The 18,621-nt window shown below is 64.6% G+C and carries 11 protein-coding genes; 4 read left to right on the top strand and 7 right to left on the bottom strand.

Going from position 1 to position 18,621, the window contains the following annotated elements; genetic code table 11:
- Nucleotides 1–308: 308 nt before the first annotated feature.
- Nucleotides 309–1,334: an amidohydrolase family protein gene (locus EDF56_RS10610; protein ID WP_132387081.1), complete on the bottom strand. Its 1,026-nt coding sequence runs from the start codon at nt 1,332–1,334 to the stop codon at nt 309–311.
- A 225-nt stretch (nt 1,335–1,559) separates the two neighbouring features.
- Entirely contained in the window at nt 1,560–2,549 is a 990-nt protein-coding gene (locus EDF56_RS10615) for a PhnD/SsuA/transferrin family substrate-binding protein (protein ID WP_132387083.1), read from the bottom strand.
- A gap of 452 nt (nt 2,550–3,001) precedes the next feature.
- Here EDF56_RS10615 and EDF56_RS10620 point away from each other — a divergent pair, with 452 nt between their 5' ends.
- Entirely contained in the window at nt 3,002–4,249 is a 1,248-nt protein-coding gene (locus tag EDF56_RS10620; RefSeq protein WP_165912169.1) for a LysR family transcriptional regulator, read from the top strand.
- A gap of 242 nt (nt 4,250–4,491) precedes the next feature.
- On the opposite strand, the gene EDF56_RS10625 is transcribed toward EDF56_RS10620, so the two are convergent.
- Nucleotides 4,492–6,363 (bottom strand): hypothetical protein, encoded by a 1,872-nt coding sequence (locus EDF56_RS10625; protein ID WP_243652533.1) that lies wholly within the window; start codon nt 6,361–6,363, stop codon nt 4,492–4,494.
- Nucleotides 6,364–6,687: 324 nt separating this feature from the next.
- Between EDF56_RS10625 and EDF56_RS10630 the strand changes: the two genes are divergently transcribed.
- On the top strand, nt 6,688–8,979 hold the full coding sequence (locus EDF56_RS10630) for a TonB-dependent receptor (RefSeq protein ID WP_132387087.1): 2,292 nt from the start codon (nt 6,688–6,690) through the stop codon (nt 8,977–8,979).
- Between the two features lie 270 nt (nt 8,980–9,249).
- Here EDF56_RS10630 and EDF56_RS10635 read toward each other — a convergent pair whose 3' ends face one another.
- The 4 genes from EDF56_RS10635 to EDF56_RS10650 all read right to left on the bottom strand — a co-directional run bounded on the left by EDF56_RS10635 (nt 9,250) and on the right by EDF56_RS10650 (nt 16,546).
- On the bottom strand, nt 9,250–10,983 hold the full coding sequence (locus EDF56_RS10635) for a tannase/feruloyl esterase family alpha/beta hydrolase (RefSeq protein WP_132387089.1): 1,734 nt from the start codon (nt 10,981–10,983) through the stop codon (nt 9,250–9,252).
- A 139-nt stretch (nt 10,984–11,122) separates the two neighbouring features.
- Nucleotides 11,123–12,913: an acyl-CoA dehydrogenase C-terminal domain-containing protein gene (locus EDF56_RS10640; protein ID WP_132387091.1), complete on the bottom strand. Its 1,791-nt coding sequence runs from the start codon at nt 12,911–12,913 to the stop codon at nt 11,123–11,125.
- Nucleotides 12,914–13,082: 169 nt separating this feature from the next.
- Nucleotides 13,083–15,413 (bottom strand): 3-hydroxyacyl-CoA dehydrogenase/enoyl-CoA hydratase family protein, encoded by a 2,331-nt coding sequence (locus EDF56_RS10645; RefSeq protein ID WP_132387093.1) that lies wholly within the window; start codon nt 15,411–15,413, stop codon nt 13,083–13,085.
- Nucleotides 15,410–16,546 (bottom strand): thiolase family protein, encoded by a 1,137-nt coding sequence (locus EDF56_RS10650; RefSeq protein ID WP_132387095.1) that lies wholly within the window; start codon nt 16,544–16,546, stop codon nt 15,410–15,412. Before EDF56_RS10650 ends, EDF56_RS10645 begins: the two co-directional genes overlap by 4 nt.
- A 188-nt stretch (nt 16,547–16,734) precedes the next feature.
- On the opposite strand from EDF56_RS10650, the gene EDF56_RS10655 reads away from it, so the two are divergent.
- Both EDF56_RS10655 and EDF56_RS10660 read left to right on the top strand, forming a co-directional pair.
- Entirely contained in the window at nt 16,735–17,181 is a 447-nt protein-coding gene (locus EDF56_RS10655) for a DUF2147 domain-containing protein (protein WP_132387097.1), read from the top strand.
- 88 nt (nt 17,182–17,269) lie between these two features.
- A complete protein-coding gene (locus tag EDF56_RS10660; protein WP_132387099.1) occupies nt 17,270–18,568 on the top strand; it encodes a porin in 1,299 nt (432 codons plus the stop codon).
- Nucleotides 18,569–18,621 lie beyond the last annotated feature (53 nt).

Raw genomic sequence — 18,621 nt, forward strand, 5'->3', positions numbered from 1 at the left:
TCTCCGCTGCCGGAAGCGTGCATCGCGCTGCCGGGGCTCTGTTCTGGTTGCTGTCAATTTGCGGGGTGGGCGGCGGCGGCGGGAGTTGATTGTCAGCCGTGAGGCATAACTTCCGCCGCTGCCGTAGAGTTCAAGACCGACCTATCCCAAACCACTCCGTCGCCCCCGCGCAGGCGGGGGCCCCGCTTTCTTTCTGCCCCATAGCGCGAGGCCAGAAGAACAAGCGGGATCCCCGGTTTACCCTGAGCGGCCGGCCTGCCGGCCAGCCGAAGGGCGGGGATGACGAGAATGATGGTCAGAGGTAGTGCTTAAAGCCCCTTGGCCTTCAACCGCGCGTCGAGGCGCGGATAGACCTTGCGGGCATTGCCTTCGTAAATCGCGAAACGGTCGTCATCCGACAGCGCCTCGCAGGCATCGACGTAGCGCTTGGTGTCGTCGAAATAGTGACCGGTGTTCGGATCGGTGCCACGCACCGCGCCGATCATTTCCGAACCGAACAGCACGTTCGAAGTCGGCACCACCTTGGTCAGCAGTTCGACGCCGGGGTGGTGATAGACGCAAGTGTCGAAGTAGATGTTGTCCAGCAGCCCTTCCAGCGGGCGGTCCATCATCTCCAGCGACATGCCGCGATAGCGGCCCCAGTGATACGGCACCGCGCCGCCGCCATGTGGGATCACAAGGCGCAGCGTCGGGAAGTCCTTGAACAGATCGCTCTGCAGGATCTGCATGAACACCGAGGTATCGGCGTTCAGATAGTGCGCGCCGGTGCCGTGGAAGTTCGGATTGCACGATGCGGCGACGTGAACCATGCCCGGCACGTCCAGATCGCACATCGCCTCGAACAGCGGATACCATTCCTTGTCGGTGAAGGGCTTGCCGGTCCAGTAACCGCCGGTGGGATCGGGGTTCACGTTGACGCCCACGAAGCCCAGTTCCTCCACCACGCGGCGAAGCTCGGGGATCGAGTTCTTCGGCGGTGCGCCCGGGCTCTGCGGCAGCATGGCAACCGGCGCGAAGTTGTCCGGATACATCTCGGTAACGCGGTAGACGAGGTCGTTGGAGACGCTCGCCCACTCAAGGCTGGTGCGCTCGTTGCCGAGGTGGTGGCTCATCAGGCCGGCGATCGGCGAGAACAGGGTGAGGTCGCTGCCGCGCTCCTGCTGGAGCTTGAGCTGGCCGCCTTCGATGCCTTCGCGGATCTGGTCGTCGCTGACATGCGCGTCGGCAATGAGCGGCGCATTCGCCACATCGTCCGCCGCCGCGACTTGCGCACTGCGCCATTCGCGGAAGTGCTTGGGGACCGTCGTGAAGTGACCGTGACAGTCGATAATCATGGGATTCTCCGTGGAATTTTCTGCCCGACCGGCGAAAGATCGGGTCCAATATCTCAGTGCCAACCTCACCCGTCGCCCCCGCGAAGGCGGGGGCCCCGCTTTCCTTTTCCCCCACAGCGCGAGGCCGGAAGAACAAGCGGGGTTCCCGGTTTACCCTGAGCGGCCGGCCTGTCGGCCAACCGAAGGGCGGGGACGACGAGGGTTTATGGTTGCAACTCTACGCTATCAAACGCGAACCGGCGCCTTGGTGGGATCGACGAACAGTTCTTCCATCGTCATGCGGCGCGGCGTCAGGCCCTGCTTGAAGGCGGTCTGCTCCAGCGCCTCGATGGTCGCGCGGTTTTCCTCGATGCCATAGGGCAGCGGGTCAGCGCCGACGATGTCCTGCAGCGCGCGGTACTTGTCCGCGCCCTTGCCGGTCGCCTCGCCCGAGTTGAGCTTGGCCAGCCACTCGTCCTTGGCGCGGGTGAAGGCATCGTTCAGCGAACGTGCGATCCACGGGTGCTGCTCAAGGATCGCGTCCTTGACGACGATGGTGCCGTGCATCGGATAGACGCCGGTGCGAGCATAGTATTCCGCCTCGACCTCGGCCGCATTGGGGATCAGGTCCACATACATGCTGGTGTCGACTTCCTGCCAGCCGCCGGTCGGCGCACCGGTGCGGCCAATGCCGGCAGCGGCTTCGACGCCGGCCTGGATCTGGTCATTGGCCATCATGTCCGCCAGCGACACGCCTTCGGGCGTGTGCTGCACATTGGCGGGCAGTTGGAGCTGCGTCACGTGTTCCTCGTCGTCGACGACCCAGGTGACCTTGTCGTTATCCATGCCGTATTCGTCGATGAAGACCTGGCGGATCCACACCCCGGTGGTGACCGAGTAGGCACGCACGCCGACTTTCTTGCCTTCAAGGTCTTTGGGGTGGCGAATGCCCGAATCCGGCTTCACCAGCATGCCGCCGTGGTGGAAGCGGCGGACCACGAAGATCGGCAGCGCCTTGAACGGGCGGCCATAGGCGCGGGCGATGATGTAGGTGGTGGGCGCCAGTTCGCAGACGTCGAACTCAAGATCGCGGACCATGCGGCGGAACGCGCCGATCTGCGGCTTCACCGTCACGAATTCGGCATCGACACCTTCGATCTCGATGCTGCCGTCGCGGATCGCAGCGGTGTGCGGATGATCGGCAATCGCCAACTTCAGGCGGACTTTCTGGCTCAAGGTCGCTCTCCTCGGGGATGAGTAAACATGGCTATCGGCGTTGGCTGCAACGTCCGATGCCGGTTGACCCGCGAAAAGCGCCCGGCCCGCTTCCAAGTCAACGCAGCCCCCATCCGAACCGGTCGGCACGAGCGCACAATTTATAGAGGTCCAGCCCCTTCAGGCCCCGCCAAGTGATAGAATTTATGCCGCCATCCCTATAAATCCAGCGCCGCGCGCAATAGGTTCACCGGCAGGACTGTCGCAGGATGGCGCAGTGCAGACTCCTCCATCGCGATGACGATTCGCCGAAAAACTGGCTGTATTCCCGCAATTTTTCGCCAAATCTGCAATCGGCCGGTCACCCACCCTCGCCGCATCATGTCGCAACCGCGAAAGCCGGGGTGATAGCCCGGCCCGTTGCGGACCCGATAAATTTCGCGCTAGGTCCGGGGTGGAGAGAGGACCTGAACATGGCCAACGAAACGAGTCACAAGACCCCGGGTGCCGAGCGCGCCCAGAGCCTGAGCTTCCGCCAGCTTCGCCTGTTCGAAGCGATCGGCGATCTCAAGTCTGTGCGCCGCGCGTCGGAGGCGTGCAGCCTGTCGCAGCCCGCCGTCACGCAGGCGCTCGCCAAAATGGAGGCGCAGCTTGGCGCCACGCTGGTCGACCGGCGTGCCAGCGGCAGCTACCTCAACGAATTCGGCATGGTCTTCCATGCCCGCGTGAAGCGCTTCTTCGAACAGACCGAGCGCGCCGTGATCGAGATCGGCGCCGCCGTGAATGCCGACGGCGCCCGCGCCATCGTCAACCGCCTCACCCGATCGCAACTGCGCACGCTGGTCGGCGTGATGGAACACGGATCGTTCGAACAGGCGAGCGAGTGCTTCGACATTTCCGCCGCCTCGCTCCAGCGCGCGGCGCGCGATTTGCAGGGCAACCTGCGCGTCTCGCTGTTCTATCGCACCGCCGCCGGGATGCTGGTCAGCCCGCAGGGGATCAAGCTGGGCCAGATGATCAAGCTGGCCCTGCAGGAAATCGAATGGGGCGTGGCGGAAATCGACGCCGCGCTGGACGGCACCAGCACCCCCATCGTGATCGGCGCCATGCCCTTCGGCGGCAGCGTGCTGCTGGCATCGGTGCTCGACCAGTTCCTGGAAAAGTACCCCAGCGCCGACATCCGGATCATGAACGAAAGCGCTGTCGAAATGACCAAGTGCCTGCGCGCGGGCGAGGTCGATTTCGTGGTCGGCCTGCTGCCCGAGGAAGTGGCGCCGGGCCTGGTCTGCGAGCCGCTGATCGAAACGCCCTATGCCGTGGTGGCGCGCGCCGGCCACCCGCTCGCCCGTGCGGGCAAGGTTTCGGTGGAGGAACTGATGGCCTATGACTGGATCACCGGCACTCCCGGTTCCAGCCGCCGCGCCTGCTTCGATCGGATCTTCGAAGGTACCAAAGGCCCACAGACCCATGTCGCCACTTGCGCGCTGCCGATCATCCGCCACTTGCTCAAGCGGTCCGACCGGCTGACGCTGATGACTACGTATGAACTCACGCATGAGGAAGGCCTGCGCACCTTGCATTGCGGGCAGATCGAGGCGGTGCCGGCCATCGGTATCACCACGCGCGAGGACTGGATGCCAACCCCGGTGCAGTCCGCCTTCCTCGACGTGATCCGCGCGCATGTCTGCGCTCCGCCGACGCCGCTGCGACAGGTGGGGTAAAAGGGTCAATCCTCCCCTGCAAGGGGAGGTGGCAGTGCGAAGCACTGACGGAGGGGTGTCACCGGCGCGGTAGTGCGCGACCGAGAGGCTGACACCCCTCCACCACCCTTCGGGTGGTCCCCCTCCCCTTGCAGGGGAGGAACTGGCTCCTCGGCGTCCTTTCGATAGAATCCCACGAAAAAAGGGAGGACGGCCAGTAGCCATCCTCCCTCAAGGTTTACCCCGTCAAGGGAGAGAGCTTTTCAGATCAAAGACTTGTCAATGTAAAGAGGCATTGAGTCCTCCCACTTGCTGTCGGTCAGCAAGCGTTTGTTCCCGCCGTCGGCGTCCATGACGTAAATCTGGCCGTATTGCTGGAAGGTATTGTCGTAGAGCGCGGCCTCGTCCCGGAAGCCGTGTTCGGAGCCGGACCACATGATGCGCCCGTCCGGCGACCACACGGCATGCCCATCGCTGGCCTTGCTGGTGGTGAGTTCGCGGTAGTCCGAACCGTCCGGGCGGATGGTGCAGACCTGATAATCCTTATCGTCCACCTTGCGGGTGAAGACGATGCGCTGGCCGTCGGGCGACCAGCCGGGCAGGTTGTCCAGCTTGTCCGTCAGCACGCGCACCTGTTTGGTTTCCAGGTTCATCACGCGCAGGCCCCGTTCCTCGCTCTGGCCCCAGACGCGGAACACCAGCTCCTTCCCGTCGTGCGAGAAGCTGGGGAAGCCGGAATGCACGGTGCCGTCGGTCAGCACCTCAAGGTCGCTGCCGTCCTTGCGCACGCGCACGACCACGGCCTTGGCATAGCTGCGTTCGGCGAACCAGGTGCCGACGCCGAAGGCCAGCCACTCGCCATCGGGCGACCAGCAGGGCTGGAAGGCGCCGGCAAGGCCCTTCTTCACCATCTCCACGTTCAGACCGGACTTGGTATTGTCGAACACCACGCGACGTTGCGACCCGTCGGGCTTGCAGGTGACGATGGAGGATGTGCCGGTCTGCTTCTCGGTAAAGGCCAACATCCCCTGATTGGAGAGGATCGGGAACACGTCCATGAAACGATAGTCGTATTCCGGATCCCAGCTGAAGAGCGGCTTGTCCAGCGCGCGGACCGGGCGGAATTCCTGCACTTCGTACATCACCGTGTTGCCATCGGCGGTCCAATGCGGGGAGCGCAGGCCCTTGCGCTTGAAGCCGGGACGGCCCGAAGTATAGGCGATACCCTCATCGGGACCACCCTTTACGACATAGCCGATCTCGTCCTGCGTCACGTACTGCGGCGAGACCTTGAGGTTGGCGCCGCGCGTATGTTCGATGCGCGCGCCGGTCTCCACATCGACCGAGACGATCTGCGAATCCACGCGGCCGATCCATTCGGGACGACGGGCGCCCCAGGTCGCCTCGGTGGTCAGTTCGTAGAAGACGATGCGCTTGCCATCGGGCGACCACGAAGGCGAACCCTGGCACCAGTTCTTGCGTGAGGAGACTTTGGCAAAGCCAGTGCCGTCCGGACGGATCTTGTAGATCGACAGTTCCTGCGTGTGTTCCCACCCGCGATTCTCGTCATGGCCGCGCCAGCTGGTGTTGGTGTCGCTGGAAAACGCGATCCACTTGCCGTCGGGCGACCAGGCCGGGCGGAAATAGCAGTCCGGGCTGTCCGGATTGCCCTTCACTTCGCCCACGCCGGTCAGCTGCTTCACTTTGCCGCTGGCAAGGTCCATCACCCAGACATTGGCCTTGTAGCCATTGCGGGTGGAAACGAAGGCCAGCCACTTGCCGTCTGGCGAAATGGTGGCGGCATCGTCCACGCTGGAGCCGCCCGCGACTGCCTTGACGCCGGTGCCATCGCCCTTGGCGACGAACAGGCTGGAATTGCCGTCCCCCAGACGTTCGGAAGTGAAGGCCATGCGCGAACCGTCGCGCGAAAGGCGCGCGTTATAGTCGTAGGTGCTTTCCGCCAGCACCTTGCGCTCGCCCGTGCCGTCGAGACCGGCGACGTACAGCTCGGACACCGAAGGGGCGATGCGGTTCATCAGCATCACGCCCTTCTTCGTCGGCACCGGCTTGGCGATGCCGACCTGGCTGAGCAGCACCGAGGCCGGAACCGCGGCCAGAAAATCTCTACGCTTCACTATGAACTCTCCCTGCAAATCCCCGATTGTTGTCGGAGGCTTCGCAATTCCCGCCAATTCCCGGAGCAGACCGAACCGCCAGCTTCCTGTGCTGGCCTTGGTATTAGGACACCGCCGAGCGGTTTGCATCATGGCCGTCGTGGAAGTTATCGGCGCCGCTCAAGTGCCTATAGCCGCGCAAAGGACTTCCCGGACTACATCGGCGGCATACCGCTACTGCCAGGCAGGTAACCAATACTCGCGCCGTAACAATACGACGGCCGGCAGAAGCGGAAGGGGATAAATCGCTCCGGCATCGACGATGCCGGGAACTGGGAGGAAGCGATGAAAAGCCACACCATGTCCGCAAACCATTTCCTGCGCGCCGCGCTGCTGGCCGGGGTCGGGGGCGCCGCCGCCGCCGTGGCACTGCTGCCGCAATTCGCTCTTGCGCAAGCCGGCAGCGACCAGAACCAGAACAGCGGCGGCGTCGAAGAGATCATCGTGACCGCGCAGAAGCGCGACCAGTCGGCGCAGAACGTGCCGATCGCGATCACCGCGCTCAACAACCAGCAGCTTCAGAGCGCCGGGGTGCAGAGCACGCTGGACCTCAAGGCCGCCGTCCCCGCGCTCAACATCACCACCGGCACCGGCGGCATCGGCCTGCCCCGCATTCGCGGCATCGGCGCCACCGGACAGGGCCCGGGCATCGAGAACCCGGTCGCGGTCTATGTCGACGGCGTCTATTACGGCGCCTCGTTCGGCATCCTGCAATCGATGTTCGATACCGATCAGGTCACCGTGCTCAAGGGCCCGCAAGGCACGCTGTTCGGCCGCAACGCCACGGGCGGCCTGATCCAGATCACCACGCTGGGGCCGAGCTTCGACTGGACCGGCAAGGCCGAGATCGGTTACGGCAACTATGACACGATCCACTCCGCCGCCTATGTTTCGGGCGGCTTGACCAAGACCGTCGCGATCAGCCTGTCCGGCCAGTACGACAACCAGCAGGACGGGTTCGGCAAGAACCTCTACACCGGTAACGACATCCAGAACGGCAAGTCATGGGGCGGCCGCGCCAAGCTGCTGTGGCAGCCTTCGGACCAGACCAAGGTGCTGCTGTCCGGTGACTTCAACGGCCGCAATTCGGCCGCACCGGCCTTCCGCAACTTCGGGCTCAACGCGCTCGGCATCGATGTGCCCACCGCGATCGAGGCGCTGGGCGGCGATGTCCACCGCGACATCCTGGCCGATATCGATCCCAAGATGTCCACCCGCGCCTGGGGCACCAGCCTGACCATCGAGCAGGACGTGGGCTTCGCAACGCTGAAGTCGATCACCGCCTATCGCCATTCGAAGTTCAGCTACAACTTCGATCCGGACGGCACCACGATGCCCCGCATCATTGTCGACAACCACCAGTTCGACAAGCAGTTCACCCAGGAACTGAACCTGATCTCGACCGAGGGCGGACCGTTCAAGTGGGTGCTGGGCGGCTTCTACATGCACGGCAATGCGGGCAACGATGCCTCGCGCACGACCGGGCTCTTCACGTTCGGCAACAACGGCTATTCGCAGGACGACAACACCGTCAAGCTGGACTCCTTCGCGGGCTTTGCGGAAGGCACCTATACCTTCGGCGAGTCCACGAACCTGACCGCGGGCCTCCGCTTCACCAGCGACCAGCGCTCGCTGGATGCCACGGTGACGCAGTTCAACGGCAATGTGCCCCCGGCCGGCCTGACCACCGTCACCCAGATCCCGTCCGAGAGCCACACGTTCAACAAGCTGACCTGGCGCCTCTCGCTCGATCACCGCTTCTCGCCCGAGCTGCTGGCCTATGCCAGCTACAACCGCGGCTTCCGGGGCGGCACCTACATCACCCAGTCGGACCCGATCGTGCTGCTGAAGCCCGAGCAGGTGGACGCCTTCGAAGTGGGCATCAAGTCGGACCTGTTCGGCCGCAAGGTGCGCCTGAACGTGGCGGGCTATTACTATGACGAGAAGAACATCCAGGTGATGCAGGTCATCTCGGGCGCGCAGACCGTCTACAACGCCGATGCTGCCGAGATCTACGGTATAGACGCCGACCTGACCTGGCGCGTGACCAGCAACTTCCGTCTGTTCGGCGGCATCAACTGGACCCACGCCCGCTACACCGACTTCGACACGGCGGTTATCAGCTATCCGTTCCCACTCGCCCCGGGCTTCGTGATCCCCACCGGCCAGTCGTGCCTGGGCACGTTCGGCAACCCCTTCGCGCAGCTGGGCGGCAACTGCCTGCTGATCGGCAGCGCCACGGGCAACAAGTTGCAGAACACCCCCAGCTTCACCGCCAGCATGGGCGGTTCGTACGACCTCGAAACGGGCATGGGCAAGTTCACGCTGGCGGGCAATTACTACTACAACTCGGGCTACGTCGGTTCGCCGGACGAGCGGGTGAAGCAAAGCTCGTACAACACCGTCGACGCCTCGCTGACCTGGCGCTCGCTGGACGACAACCTGTTCGTCCGCCTCTGGGGCAAGAACCTGACGAACGCTTTCTACTGGGGCCAGATCGGCGCCACCAACAGCGGCGACAACGGCACTTATGCCGCGCCGCGCACGTATGGCGTGACGGCCGGTTTCGACTTCTAAGCCGTTATAGGAACCACTCTCCATGGCCGGAGTCCTCTGGACTCCGGCCTTTTTTGTGCGAGCGCGGGATAGCGTCGTGTCTCCAGACCACACAACGCCCCGTCATCCCCGCGAAGGCGGGGATCCCGCTTGTTCTCGGCGGCAGGGCAAAAAGGAAGCGGGGCCCCCGCCTTCGCGGGGGCGACGATGCTGTGAGGCTGGTGACCCCCGCGCGTTGTCGATGTCGGACAGGCACGCACCCGCAACGGGACCGCCGTGCAGTCAGAGCAGCTACTGGTTGATGAACGTATAGGGCCCGAACAGATCCGCCCCCGACCAATTATGGGTCAGCACCACTTGCGTAGAGGCACTGCGCGTCCAGCTTGCCGGATCGGTATAGCTGCCGCTGCCGGTATGGCTGGCAACCGCCGGCCAGGGATAGACCGGGCGCAGCATCTCCGGGCGAGCCGGTTCGGATGGCGCAGTGCTCGCCATGCCCACCGGCTGGCCGAACGTACTGCGATGCCGGGTGGTGCCGCTCATGATCGCCTCGGGCGCGTGGCCGCTTTCGACCCAGGTCATCATCGGGGTCAGCAGATCGATGCTGCTCGGCCCCTCACCCCCGCCGCAATGGCCGACGCCGGGCAGCATGTAGAGCCGCTCGAACTGGCCGACCACGCGCTTGCCCATCGTCGAGAACAGCGCCTTCTGGTACGAGACGGTGTTGGCCGGGGCGATATGCTGGTCGGAAAGACCGTGCCACATGATGAGCTTGTGCCCCTTGGCCGCAAAGGCGCTGAGGTCCGGGTTGGTGGCATCGAACAGGCGGTGATGGTCGCGCAGATCGTCAAGCGTGGCGCGCGTGAATTCGAGGCTCTCCAGCGTCGCATCGGGCCGCGGCTCCGGGAAGGCGAGGTAGCGCATCACCGGCGGCACCACCATCTGGCTCATCATCCGCCCCTGTGGCCCGCCCGGCACGAAGACGCCCGGCCATTCCAGCTCGGATCCATAGAGCGGCTGTCCGGCGGTGAGGAAAGCATGCGTCTCCGGATCGCGCGGGCCTTCGTAGAACTTGCGCGCGACATCGGCTTCGGCGGCCGTAAGGCAGGCCGAAGTGTCGGTCGTCCCCGCCGGGCAGGTCACGCTCGCCATGTCGAAGCGGCAGGCAGCGGGCAGCGAGATCAGCCCGTCGACCACGCCGTCGGTGCGGTCGCAGGTGGCGACGACGGCCTTGTGCAGGATCGGCAATCGGTCCGCGAGCAGGATCGGATGGCCCGCCGCGTCGAGGTTCGAACGCGCCATCCAGCCGTGGTAAAGCGTGTTCTGCACGGTGAAGAGCATGGCCGGAGCCCCGGCGATCACACCGTCGAAGTCGTCAGGGAAGCGCTGGGCCTCCATCAGCCCCTCACGGCCGCCGTCGGAGCAGCCGTTGAAGTACGAATAGCGCACTTCCTGCCCATAGAAGGCGCGGATCAGCGCCTTGGACGCCTGCGAGGTCAGATGCTGCGCGCGGTAGGCGAAATCGGCGCGGCGCACCGGGTCCAGCGCCCATGCGCCGTCGCTTTCGGCCATCGTGTGGCCCATGTCGGTCGCGGCCATCACGAAGCCGCCGTCGTTCAGCACCTTGCAGCCCTCGGACGCGCCCGAGCGCAGCGTGATCGCGCCGCACAGGCCGCCGCAGCCGACCTGAAGGTAGCGCTGCGTCCATGTCTTGAGCGGCAGCAGCACCTGGAAATTGACCGCCGGGGCCAGCGTGCCCCTGACCGAGCAGACGCCGATGCCGTCGCTGGTGGTCTCGCTGGCCTGCGTGATCTTGCTGCCCGGGCCGCCGATCGCAGTCATGTCGGTGCCGGTCAGCGAGGCGCAGGTCACTACCGGGCTTATGGCGGCAAGATTGGCGGGGCCCTGATTCTGGCTGTTCGTTGCGGCCGGCGAATCCGCCACGCCCGAGCACGCCGCCAGCGCCAGCACGGCTACGAACGCCGTAACGCGATTCCAAATGACCTGATTCCAACCGCGCGCCATGGAGTCTCCAGTAACGACAAGGGGGACGGAACGCCGGAGCGTCCCGTCCCCCCGTTGGGAGCACTTAAATGGGATAAGCAGACCGGCGGCAACCAAAATTTCAGGCGAAATTTCCGACAGCCACCGGGCCTGACCTGAATCAGAACATTTCGACTTCCAGCGCCATCATCGAAGCCTTGCCCGACTTGATCGCCAGGAACGCCGCCGTCGCCTGCGGCAGCAGACGGTCGAAGAAGAACCGGGCGGTCGCGATCTTGGCGGTGTAGAACGCCGCATCCTCGGCGCCTTCGTCCAGCCTGGCCTTGGCGATCAGCGCCGCCTTGGCGAAGCAGTAGCCCATGGCGACAAGGCCCAGCAGGCGCAGGTAGTCGGTCGCGGCGGCGCCGGCTTCCTCGGGATCCTTCATGCCCTTCTGGGCAATCGTGCCGGTCGAAAGCTGGAGCGCGCCGAAGGCCTTTTCCAGCCCTTCGATCATCTTGCCGAACGTGGCGTCCGCCTTGTTCGCCTCGATGAAGTCCGAAACGGGGTGGAAGAACGAGCGCAGGTAACGACCGGCATGCGCAGGCATCTTGCGGCCGACGAGGTCGAGCGCCTGAATGCCGTTGGTGCCTTCGTAGATCATGGCGATGCGGGCATCGCGCACGTACTGCTCCACGCCGCTTTCGGCGATGTAGCCGTGGCCGCCGTAGACCTGCACGGCCAGGTTCGCGCTTTCATAGGCGCAGTCCGTGAACAGGGCCTTCACCACCGGGGTCATCAGCGCGATGAAGTCTTCCGCGCGGGCCTTCACGGCCGGATCGGTCGAATGCTTTTCGGCATCGAGCGCGCGGCTGACCCAGCCGCCGATGGCACGGCTGCCTTCGTTGTAGGCGCGCGCGGTCATCAGCATGCGGCGCACGTCGGGGTGGACGATGATCGGATCGGCCGGGCCCTTGGGGTTCTTCACGCCCGAAAGCGAGCGGCCCTGCAAGCGATCCTTGGCGTACCACACGGCCGACTGATAAGCGGCTTCGCCCACACCAAGACCCTGAATGCCCACCGAAACGCGTTCGGTGTTCATCATCTTGAACATGGCTTCCATGCCCTTGCCCGCCGTGCCGACCAGCCAGCCGGTCGATTCGTCGAAGTTGAGCTGGCAGGTGGCCGAAGCCTTGAGACCCATCTTGTGCTCGATCGCCGCGACCGAAACGCCGTTGGACGGACCGGGCGTGCCGTCTTCCTTGGGCAGATACTTCGGCACCAGGAACAGGCTGATCCCCTTCACGCCTTCCGGCGCATCGGGAAGCCGCGCGAGGACGAGGTGGATGATGTTCTCGGTCAGGTCGTGCTCGCCGGCCGAGATGAAGATCTTCGCGCCGGAGATCTTGTAGCTGTCATCGCCCTGAGGAACCGCCTTGGTGCGCAGCATGCCGAGGTCCGTGCCGCAATGCGGTTCGGTAAGGCACATCGTGCCCGACCAGGTGCCCTCGACCATCTTGGGCAGGTAGGCCTGCTTCAACGCGTCGCTGGCATAGCCCTCGATCGCGGTGGTCGCACCGTGGGTGAGGCCGGGATAGAGGCTGAACGACAGGTTGGAGGAGCAGATCATCTCCTCGGTCAGCTTGTTCAGCGCTTCAGGGAGCCCCTGCCCGCCCCATTCGGGGTCGGACGCCAGCGCGCACCAACCGCCTTCGCGGAACATCTCGTAGGCTTCCTTGAAGCCTGCGGGGGTGCGGACCACGCCGTTTTCCAGCGTGCAGCCCTCGATGTCGCCGCTGCGGTTCAGTGGCAGCAGGACTTCCTGCGCCACCTTGGCAGCCTCTTCCAGCACCGCGTCGACAAGGTCGGGGGTGAATTCGGCCAGGGCTTCGAGATTGCCGAAACCGTCATCGTTGTGGAGTTCGTGGAGCACGAACTTCATGTCGCGCAGGGGCGCTTCGTAGACTTGCATGTCACTCTCCTCGCGGGTCGCGACGCCGTTCCATTTTATCCGTCATCCCCGCGCAGGCGGGGATCCCGCTTCTTGCGGCAATCACACCGCCAGAAGAAAAAAGCGGGGTCCCCGCCTGCGCGGGGACGACGAGGGAGTTAGGCGGCGTCGCGATCCTTTCTCAGTTCAATCAGTTGCGAAGGGGCTTGCCGGTTTCGAGCATGTGCTCGACGCGGGCCACCGAACGGCCATCACGCAGACGCCCCATGAAGGCATCGCGCTCCAGCTTGAGCAGTTCGCCCTCGCTCACCGTGTCGACGAGGTCGAACTCGTCGCCGCCGGTCAGCACATCGGCCAGCACGCCGGAGACGACCACGTCGTAGTCGGTCGCCATGCCGCGTTTGTGGAAGCCTTCCACCGCAAGACCAAGCGCGGTGCGGCCACCGGCGCCGGGCAGCTTGAACTCGGGCGCTTCGGGCGGGGTATAGCCTTCCACCAGCGAAAGCGCCTTCTGCTTGGCGTCGTAGAGCAGGCGATCACGGTTCATCGAGATGCCGTCATCCTTGCGCAGGATCATCATCTCGCGCGCCTGCTGGGCAGACTTGGAGACTTGCGCGGTGGAGACCATCTCGAACACCTTGGCCACGGCCGGCATCGGGCCCTTGGGCATGCCCGGAGCCTTGCGCCAGCGGTCGAGCATCTCGCCATTGCCGCCCCAGCCCGGAACGAGGCCGACGCCGCATTCCACAAGGCCGCAGTAGAGTTCGGCATAGGCCTGGATCGCGTCGCAGTGCAGCAGGATCTCGCAGCCGCCGCCCAGCGCCATGCCGGCAGGCGCGCCGACGACGGGGAACGGAGCGTACTTCAGGCCCTTGTAGGCGAGCTGGCCACCGGCAACGAGCTTCTCGATCTCGCCCCATGCCGCGATGTTCACCGCGAAGAGTGCGAGGCCGAGGTTGGCACCGGCCGAGAAGGTATCGGCATCGTTGTAGACGACGAGCGCCTTGTACTGCGCCGCCACCAGCGGAATGGCTTGCCCGATCAGCTTCATAACTTCGCCGTCGAGCGCGTTCATCTTGCCGGTGAATTCAAGGCAGACGACACCGTCGCCAATGTCCCAGAGCGCCGCCGAGGCGTTCTTGAGGATCGGCTTGGACGAAAGCTTCACGTCGGCAAGGCGCATCACGCCTTCAGGGCGGACGATGTCGCGGTATTCACCGTCGAGGCCAAGGAACTGGCGCTTGCCGTTCTCGATCCGGTAGAACGTGCGGTCGCCCGCCACGGTCAGGATCTCCGGCACGGCCTTGCCTTCGGCGGCGAGGCGTTCGGCAAGGTACTTGGCGCCGAGCTTGTCGATCATCTCGAACGGGCCGGCCTTCCAGTTGTAGCCCAGCTTCATCGCATCATCGACGGCAACCACGTCATCGGCGGCCGAGGGCACGAGGCTGGCGGCATAGGCCAGCGTGGCGCCGAGCACGGCCCATGCATAGGCGCCGATCTCGCCCTTGCTTTCGACCAGCGCCTTGAGATCACCACGCGAAGCCGCGCCGCGCGGGCCCTGCGCGGTAATGGTCGGGCGGTATTCGCCAGTCTGGAGGTCGATGGTTTCCTTGCGGCGACCAGCTTCCTTGTTGAGGCGATAGAAGCCGCCCTTGCCCTTGCGGCCGGTGTAGCCTTCACCGATCATCTTGTTGATCAGCGGAATGTCACGGGCGATGCCGTGATAGAGGTCGCCAGCCGGCAGCGTCGAGGTGAGGCTGGCCTGCAAATGCGGCATCAGATCGATGCCGACCAGGTCGACAAGGCCGAAGATGCCGGTCTTGGGCACGCCCATCGGCTTTCCGGCAATGGCGTCTGCCAGTTCGACGGTGATGCCCATGTCGAACGCGGCGTTGAGGCCAAGCTGGATCCAGTAGGTGCCGATACGGTTGGCGATGAAGCCCGGCGTATCCTTGGCCGTGACCACCGTCTTGCCGAGCGAAATGTCGGCGAACCGTTCGACCTTGGCGGCGACGACAGCGTCGGTCGCCGGGCCGGTGACGATCTCCAGCAGGCGCATGTAGCGCGGCGGGTTGAAGAAGTGCGTGATCAGGAAGTCGCGCTTGAACGCGTCCGAACGCCCTTCGACCAGATTGGCGAGCGGGATCGTCGAAGTGTTCGACGAAACGGCAGTGCCGTCGCGCTTCACCGCTTCCAGCTTGGCGTAGAGGCCCTGCTTGATGTCCAGACGCTCGATCACCGCCTCGATCACCCAGTCGCACTCGGCAACTTTGTCGAGGTGATCTTCGATGTTTCCGGTCTCGACCAGCTTGGCGGCCGACTTGCTCATGAACGGCGCAGGCTCGGTCTTGAGCATCTTCGCCACGGCGCCTTCGGCCACCACGTTACGATTGGTGGCGTCCTTGGGAACGATGTCGAGCAGCAGCACCGGCACACCGGCATTGGCGACCTGAGCGGCGATCCCGGCACCCATGGTGCCGGCGCCGATCACGCAAACTTTCTTGATAATGGTGTCGCTCATTCCACCGACTCCAGGATCGTGGCGATGCCCTGACCGCCGCCGATGCACTGGCTGGCGAGTGCGTACTTGCCGCCTTCGCGCTTCAGCAGCGAGGCCGCCTTGCCGACGATGCGCGCGCCGGTGGCGCCGAGCGGGTGGCCGATGGCGATCGCGCCGCCGTCGATGTTCACCTTGGCAAGGTCGAGGCCGAGGTCCTTGATGCAGGCCAGCGCCTGCGAAGCGAAGGCTTCGTTCAGTTCCACCACGTCGAGATCGCCGGCAGCGATGCCCGCGCGCTCAAGCGCCTTCTGGCTGGAAAGGATCGGGCCAAGGCCCATGGTTTCCGGCGCGCAGCCCGAAATCGCCACCGACTTGATGCGGGCGAGGATCGGCAGGTTGTGGGCGCGGGCATATTCCTCGGTGGTGACGAGCACGGCGCTGGCGCCATCGGTCAGCGGCGAGGAGGTGCCGGCGGTCACCGAACCGGCGGCGTCGAACGCGGGCTTGAGGCCTGCAAGCGCTTCGGCAGTGGTGTCGCCGCGAATGGTGCCGTCTTCGCTGACGACGCCGGCCTTGGTCTGGATCGGCACGATCTCGTCGGTCAGCTTGCCGGCGTCACGCGCAGCGGCGGCCTTGTGCTGGCTGGAGACGGCAAGCGCTTCCTGATCGGCGCGCGAAATCTGGTACTTGGTGGCGACGTTCTCGGCCGTCTCGCCCATCGACATGTAGGCCGCGCTCTTCGCCGCCAGCGCCGGATTGGGCAGCGGGTTGAAGCCCATCATCGGCACGCGGCTCATCGATTCGACGCCCGCGCAGACGAACACTTCGCCCGCGCCGATGGCGATCTGGCCCATGGCGTAGTGGATCGAGCTCATCGACGAACCGCAGAAACGGTTCACGGTCATGCCGCCGACCGTGATCGGCAGGTCCGCCAGCAGCGCCACGAGGCGCGCGATGTTGAAGCCCTGCTCGCCTTCCGGGAAGGCGCAGCCGACCACGACGTCTTCGATATCAGCCGCATCCACGCCGGTCTTGGTGATGAGCCCGCGAATCACCTGCGCGGCAAGGTCGTCGGGACGAACACGGGCCAGCGCGCCCTTGTTGGCCAGATGGAAGGGCGAGCGGGCGTAACCCGCGATCACGACACTTTTCATGCACTCTCTCCGTCGGAGCTCGACCGCTCCCCACCTGTCGGAGAGCGTCACCGTTCTTCCCTAAGGGTGCAATTCTTTCCCTATACGTCAAGCAAATTTTCGGTTACGTCTTCGGAACACCCCACCCTAAGGGCACACGCCCCAAGGTGCAGAAGGTGCCCGTTGGAGAGATGATGGAAAGGTCGCTCATGAGACTTTGGAAACCCGTGGGGGTGGCTTTGGTTGCCGCCGTCATTCCGGCAATTCTCGGTGTTAATCCGGCATTTGCAGCCAGCGCCGACCAGGTCGTCGGCAAGTGGCTCACGCCTTCCAAGCACGGCGTAATCGAACTCAGCCGCTGCGGCGAATCGCTCTGCGGACATGTCGTCGATTCGGACGGCGTCCGGGCCAATCCCGACATTCGCGATGTGAACAACAAGGACGCCTCGCTGCGCAGCCGCAAGATCAAGGGCTTGCAGATGGTCGGCGGCTTCAAGCGCCAGGGTGAGGAGTGGGTCGAAGGCCAGATCTACAATCCCGAAGACGGCGGCACCTACAAGGCCACGATCACCCCGGTGGACGCCAACACGCTCAAGCTGAAGGGCTGCATCGTCTGGCCGCTGTGCAAGACGCAGACGTGGAAGCGTATTCCCTAAACGGGACAGGTCCTGTCCCGCACTCCCCCTGATGCGCGACGGACAATTCGATAAAGTTCAGGGAAAAGAGAAGTAAGGGAGATAAAAAATGAAAAAGATTACGGGCCGTATCCTGCTGGCTGGCACTGCTTCGGCCATGGCGCTCGGTGCAGCCGGCGCCGCCCATGCGCAGGCCTTCTATCTTCAGGAACAGTCGGTGCGCGCACAAGGCCGCGCTTTCTCGGGTGAAGCTGCCGATACCGGCGTGGATTCGCTCTGGTGGAACCCGGCAGCCATCGGCGGCCTCGAAGGCGGCCAGGCATCGGTGCACGCCAGCGTGATCCTGCCCAAGGGCAAAGTCGTCGATGACGGCACCGCCATCGTCCGTCCGGGCCAGGCCCCTGCCTCGGTGGGCGGCAACCCGGTTGCCAAGAACCCGATCAACAACGGCGTGCTGCCCTCGGGCTCGATCGCCTATGGCTTCGGCAAGGTCGCCTTCGGCCTGACCGTGACCTCGCCCTACTCGTTCACCACCGACTATGCTTCGGACAGCTGGGCGCGCTATTCGGCCGACAAGACCAAGCTGCGCACCATCGACATCCAGCCGAGCATCGCTTTCCAGCCGGTAGAAGGCCTCTACGTCGGCGCGGCGGCGAACGTCGAGCATGTGGACGCCACCCTTGGCAACTACCTGCCCAACCTTCTGGCAACGCTGCCGGACGGTCATCAGCAGCTCAAGGGCAGCGGCTGGGATGTGGGCTGGTCGGTCGGTGCCCAGTACCACAACGGCCCCGCCTCGATCGGTGTCGCCTACAAGTCTGCCATCAAGCACAAGCTTGACGGTTCGCTGACCATCGACGGCCTGCTTGGCCCGCTGGCCGGCCAGAACATGTCGCTCGACACCACGGCAGAATTCACCACCCCGTGGCAGGCGATCATGTCGGCCCGCGTGAAGGCCACCAAGCAGCTGACGCTGAACGCGCAGGTCGTGGCTTACGGCTGGAGCAAGTTCAACGCCATCCAGCTCGGCGCCCCGGTCAACACCTCCATCCCCGAGAACTACAAGGACGGCTTCTCCTACGCCTTCGGCGCCGATTACGACGTGAACGCGAAGTGGACGGTGCGCGGCGGTGTCCAATACGGTGAAACCCCGACCAGCAGCGGCGACCGCGATGCCCGCGTGCCGGACAGCAACCGCTGGAACTTCTCGGCCGGTACCACCTACAACATGACCAGCAAGATCGCGATCGATGCGGCCGCCTCGTACATCTCGTTCAAGGACGCCCCCATCAACCGCATCACGGCGGCCTATGTCGGCACACCGGTCCAGACCCCGGTCCTGACCAACGGTTCGCTTCAGGACGCCTACGCGATGGTCTTCTCGCTGGGCGCACGGGTGAGCTTCTAATGAGCACAGCGGCGACGATTGACGACAACTCCCCCGTGAATGGAGGTATTTTG

It is taken from the genome of Novosphingobium sp. PhB165, assembly GCF_004341845.1.
Lineage (GTDB): Bacteria > Pseudomonadota > Alphaproteobacteria > Sphingomonadales > Sphingomonadaceae > Novosphingobium.

What these genes read in the sequence shown, in the direction of transcription:
- EDF56_RS10630 (WP_132387087.1), top strand. Translation starts at nt 6,688, where the DNA reads ATGAAAAGCCACACCATGTCCGCAAACCATTTCCTGCGCGCCGCGCTG.
- EDF56_RS10635 (WP_132387089.1), bottom strand. Translation starts at nt 10,983, where the DNA reads ATGGCGCGCGGTTGGAATCAGGTCATTTGGAATCGCGTTACGGCGTTC.
- EDF56_RS10655 (WP_132387097.1), top strand. Translation starts at nt 16,735, where the DNA reads ATGAGACTTTGGAAACCCGTGGGGGTGGCTTTGGTTGCCGCCGTCATT.
- EDF56_RS10660 (WP_132387099.1), top strand. Translation starts at nt 17,270, where the DNA reads ATGAAAAAGATTACGGGCCGTATCCTGCTGGCTGGCACTGCTTCGGCC.
- EDF56_RS10640 (WP_132387091.1), bottom strand. Translation starts at nt 12,913, where the DNA reads ATGCAAGTCTACGAAGCGCCCCTGCGCGACATGAAGTTCGTGCTCCAC.
- EDF56_RS10645 (WP_132387093.1), bottom strand. Translation starts at nt 15,413, where the DNA reads ATGAGCGACACCATTATCAAGAAAGTTTGCGTGATCGGCGCCGGCACC.
- EDF56_RS10610 (WP_132387081.1), bottom strand. Translation starts at nt 1,334, where the DNA reads ATGATTATCGACTGTCACGGTCACTTCACGACGGTCCCCAAGCACTTC.
- EDF56_RS10620 (WP_165912169.1), top strand. Translation starts at nt 3,002, where the DNA reads ATGGCCAACGAAACGAGTCACAAGACCCCGGGTGCCGAGCGCGCCCAG.
- EDF56_RS10650 (WP_132387095.1), bottom strand. Translation starts at nt 16,546, where the DNA reads ATGAAAAGTGTCGTGATCGCGGGTTACGCCCGCTCGCCCTTCCATCTG.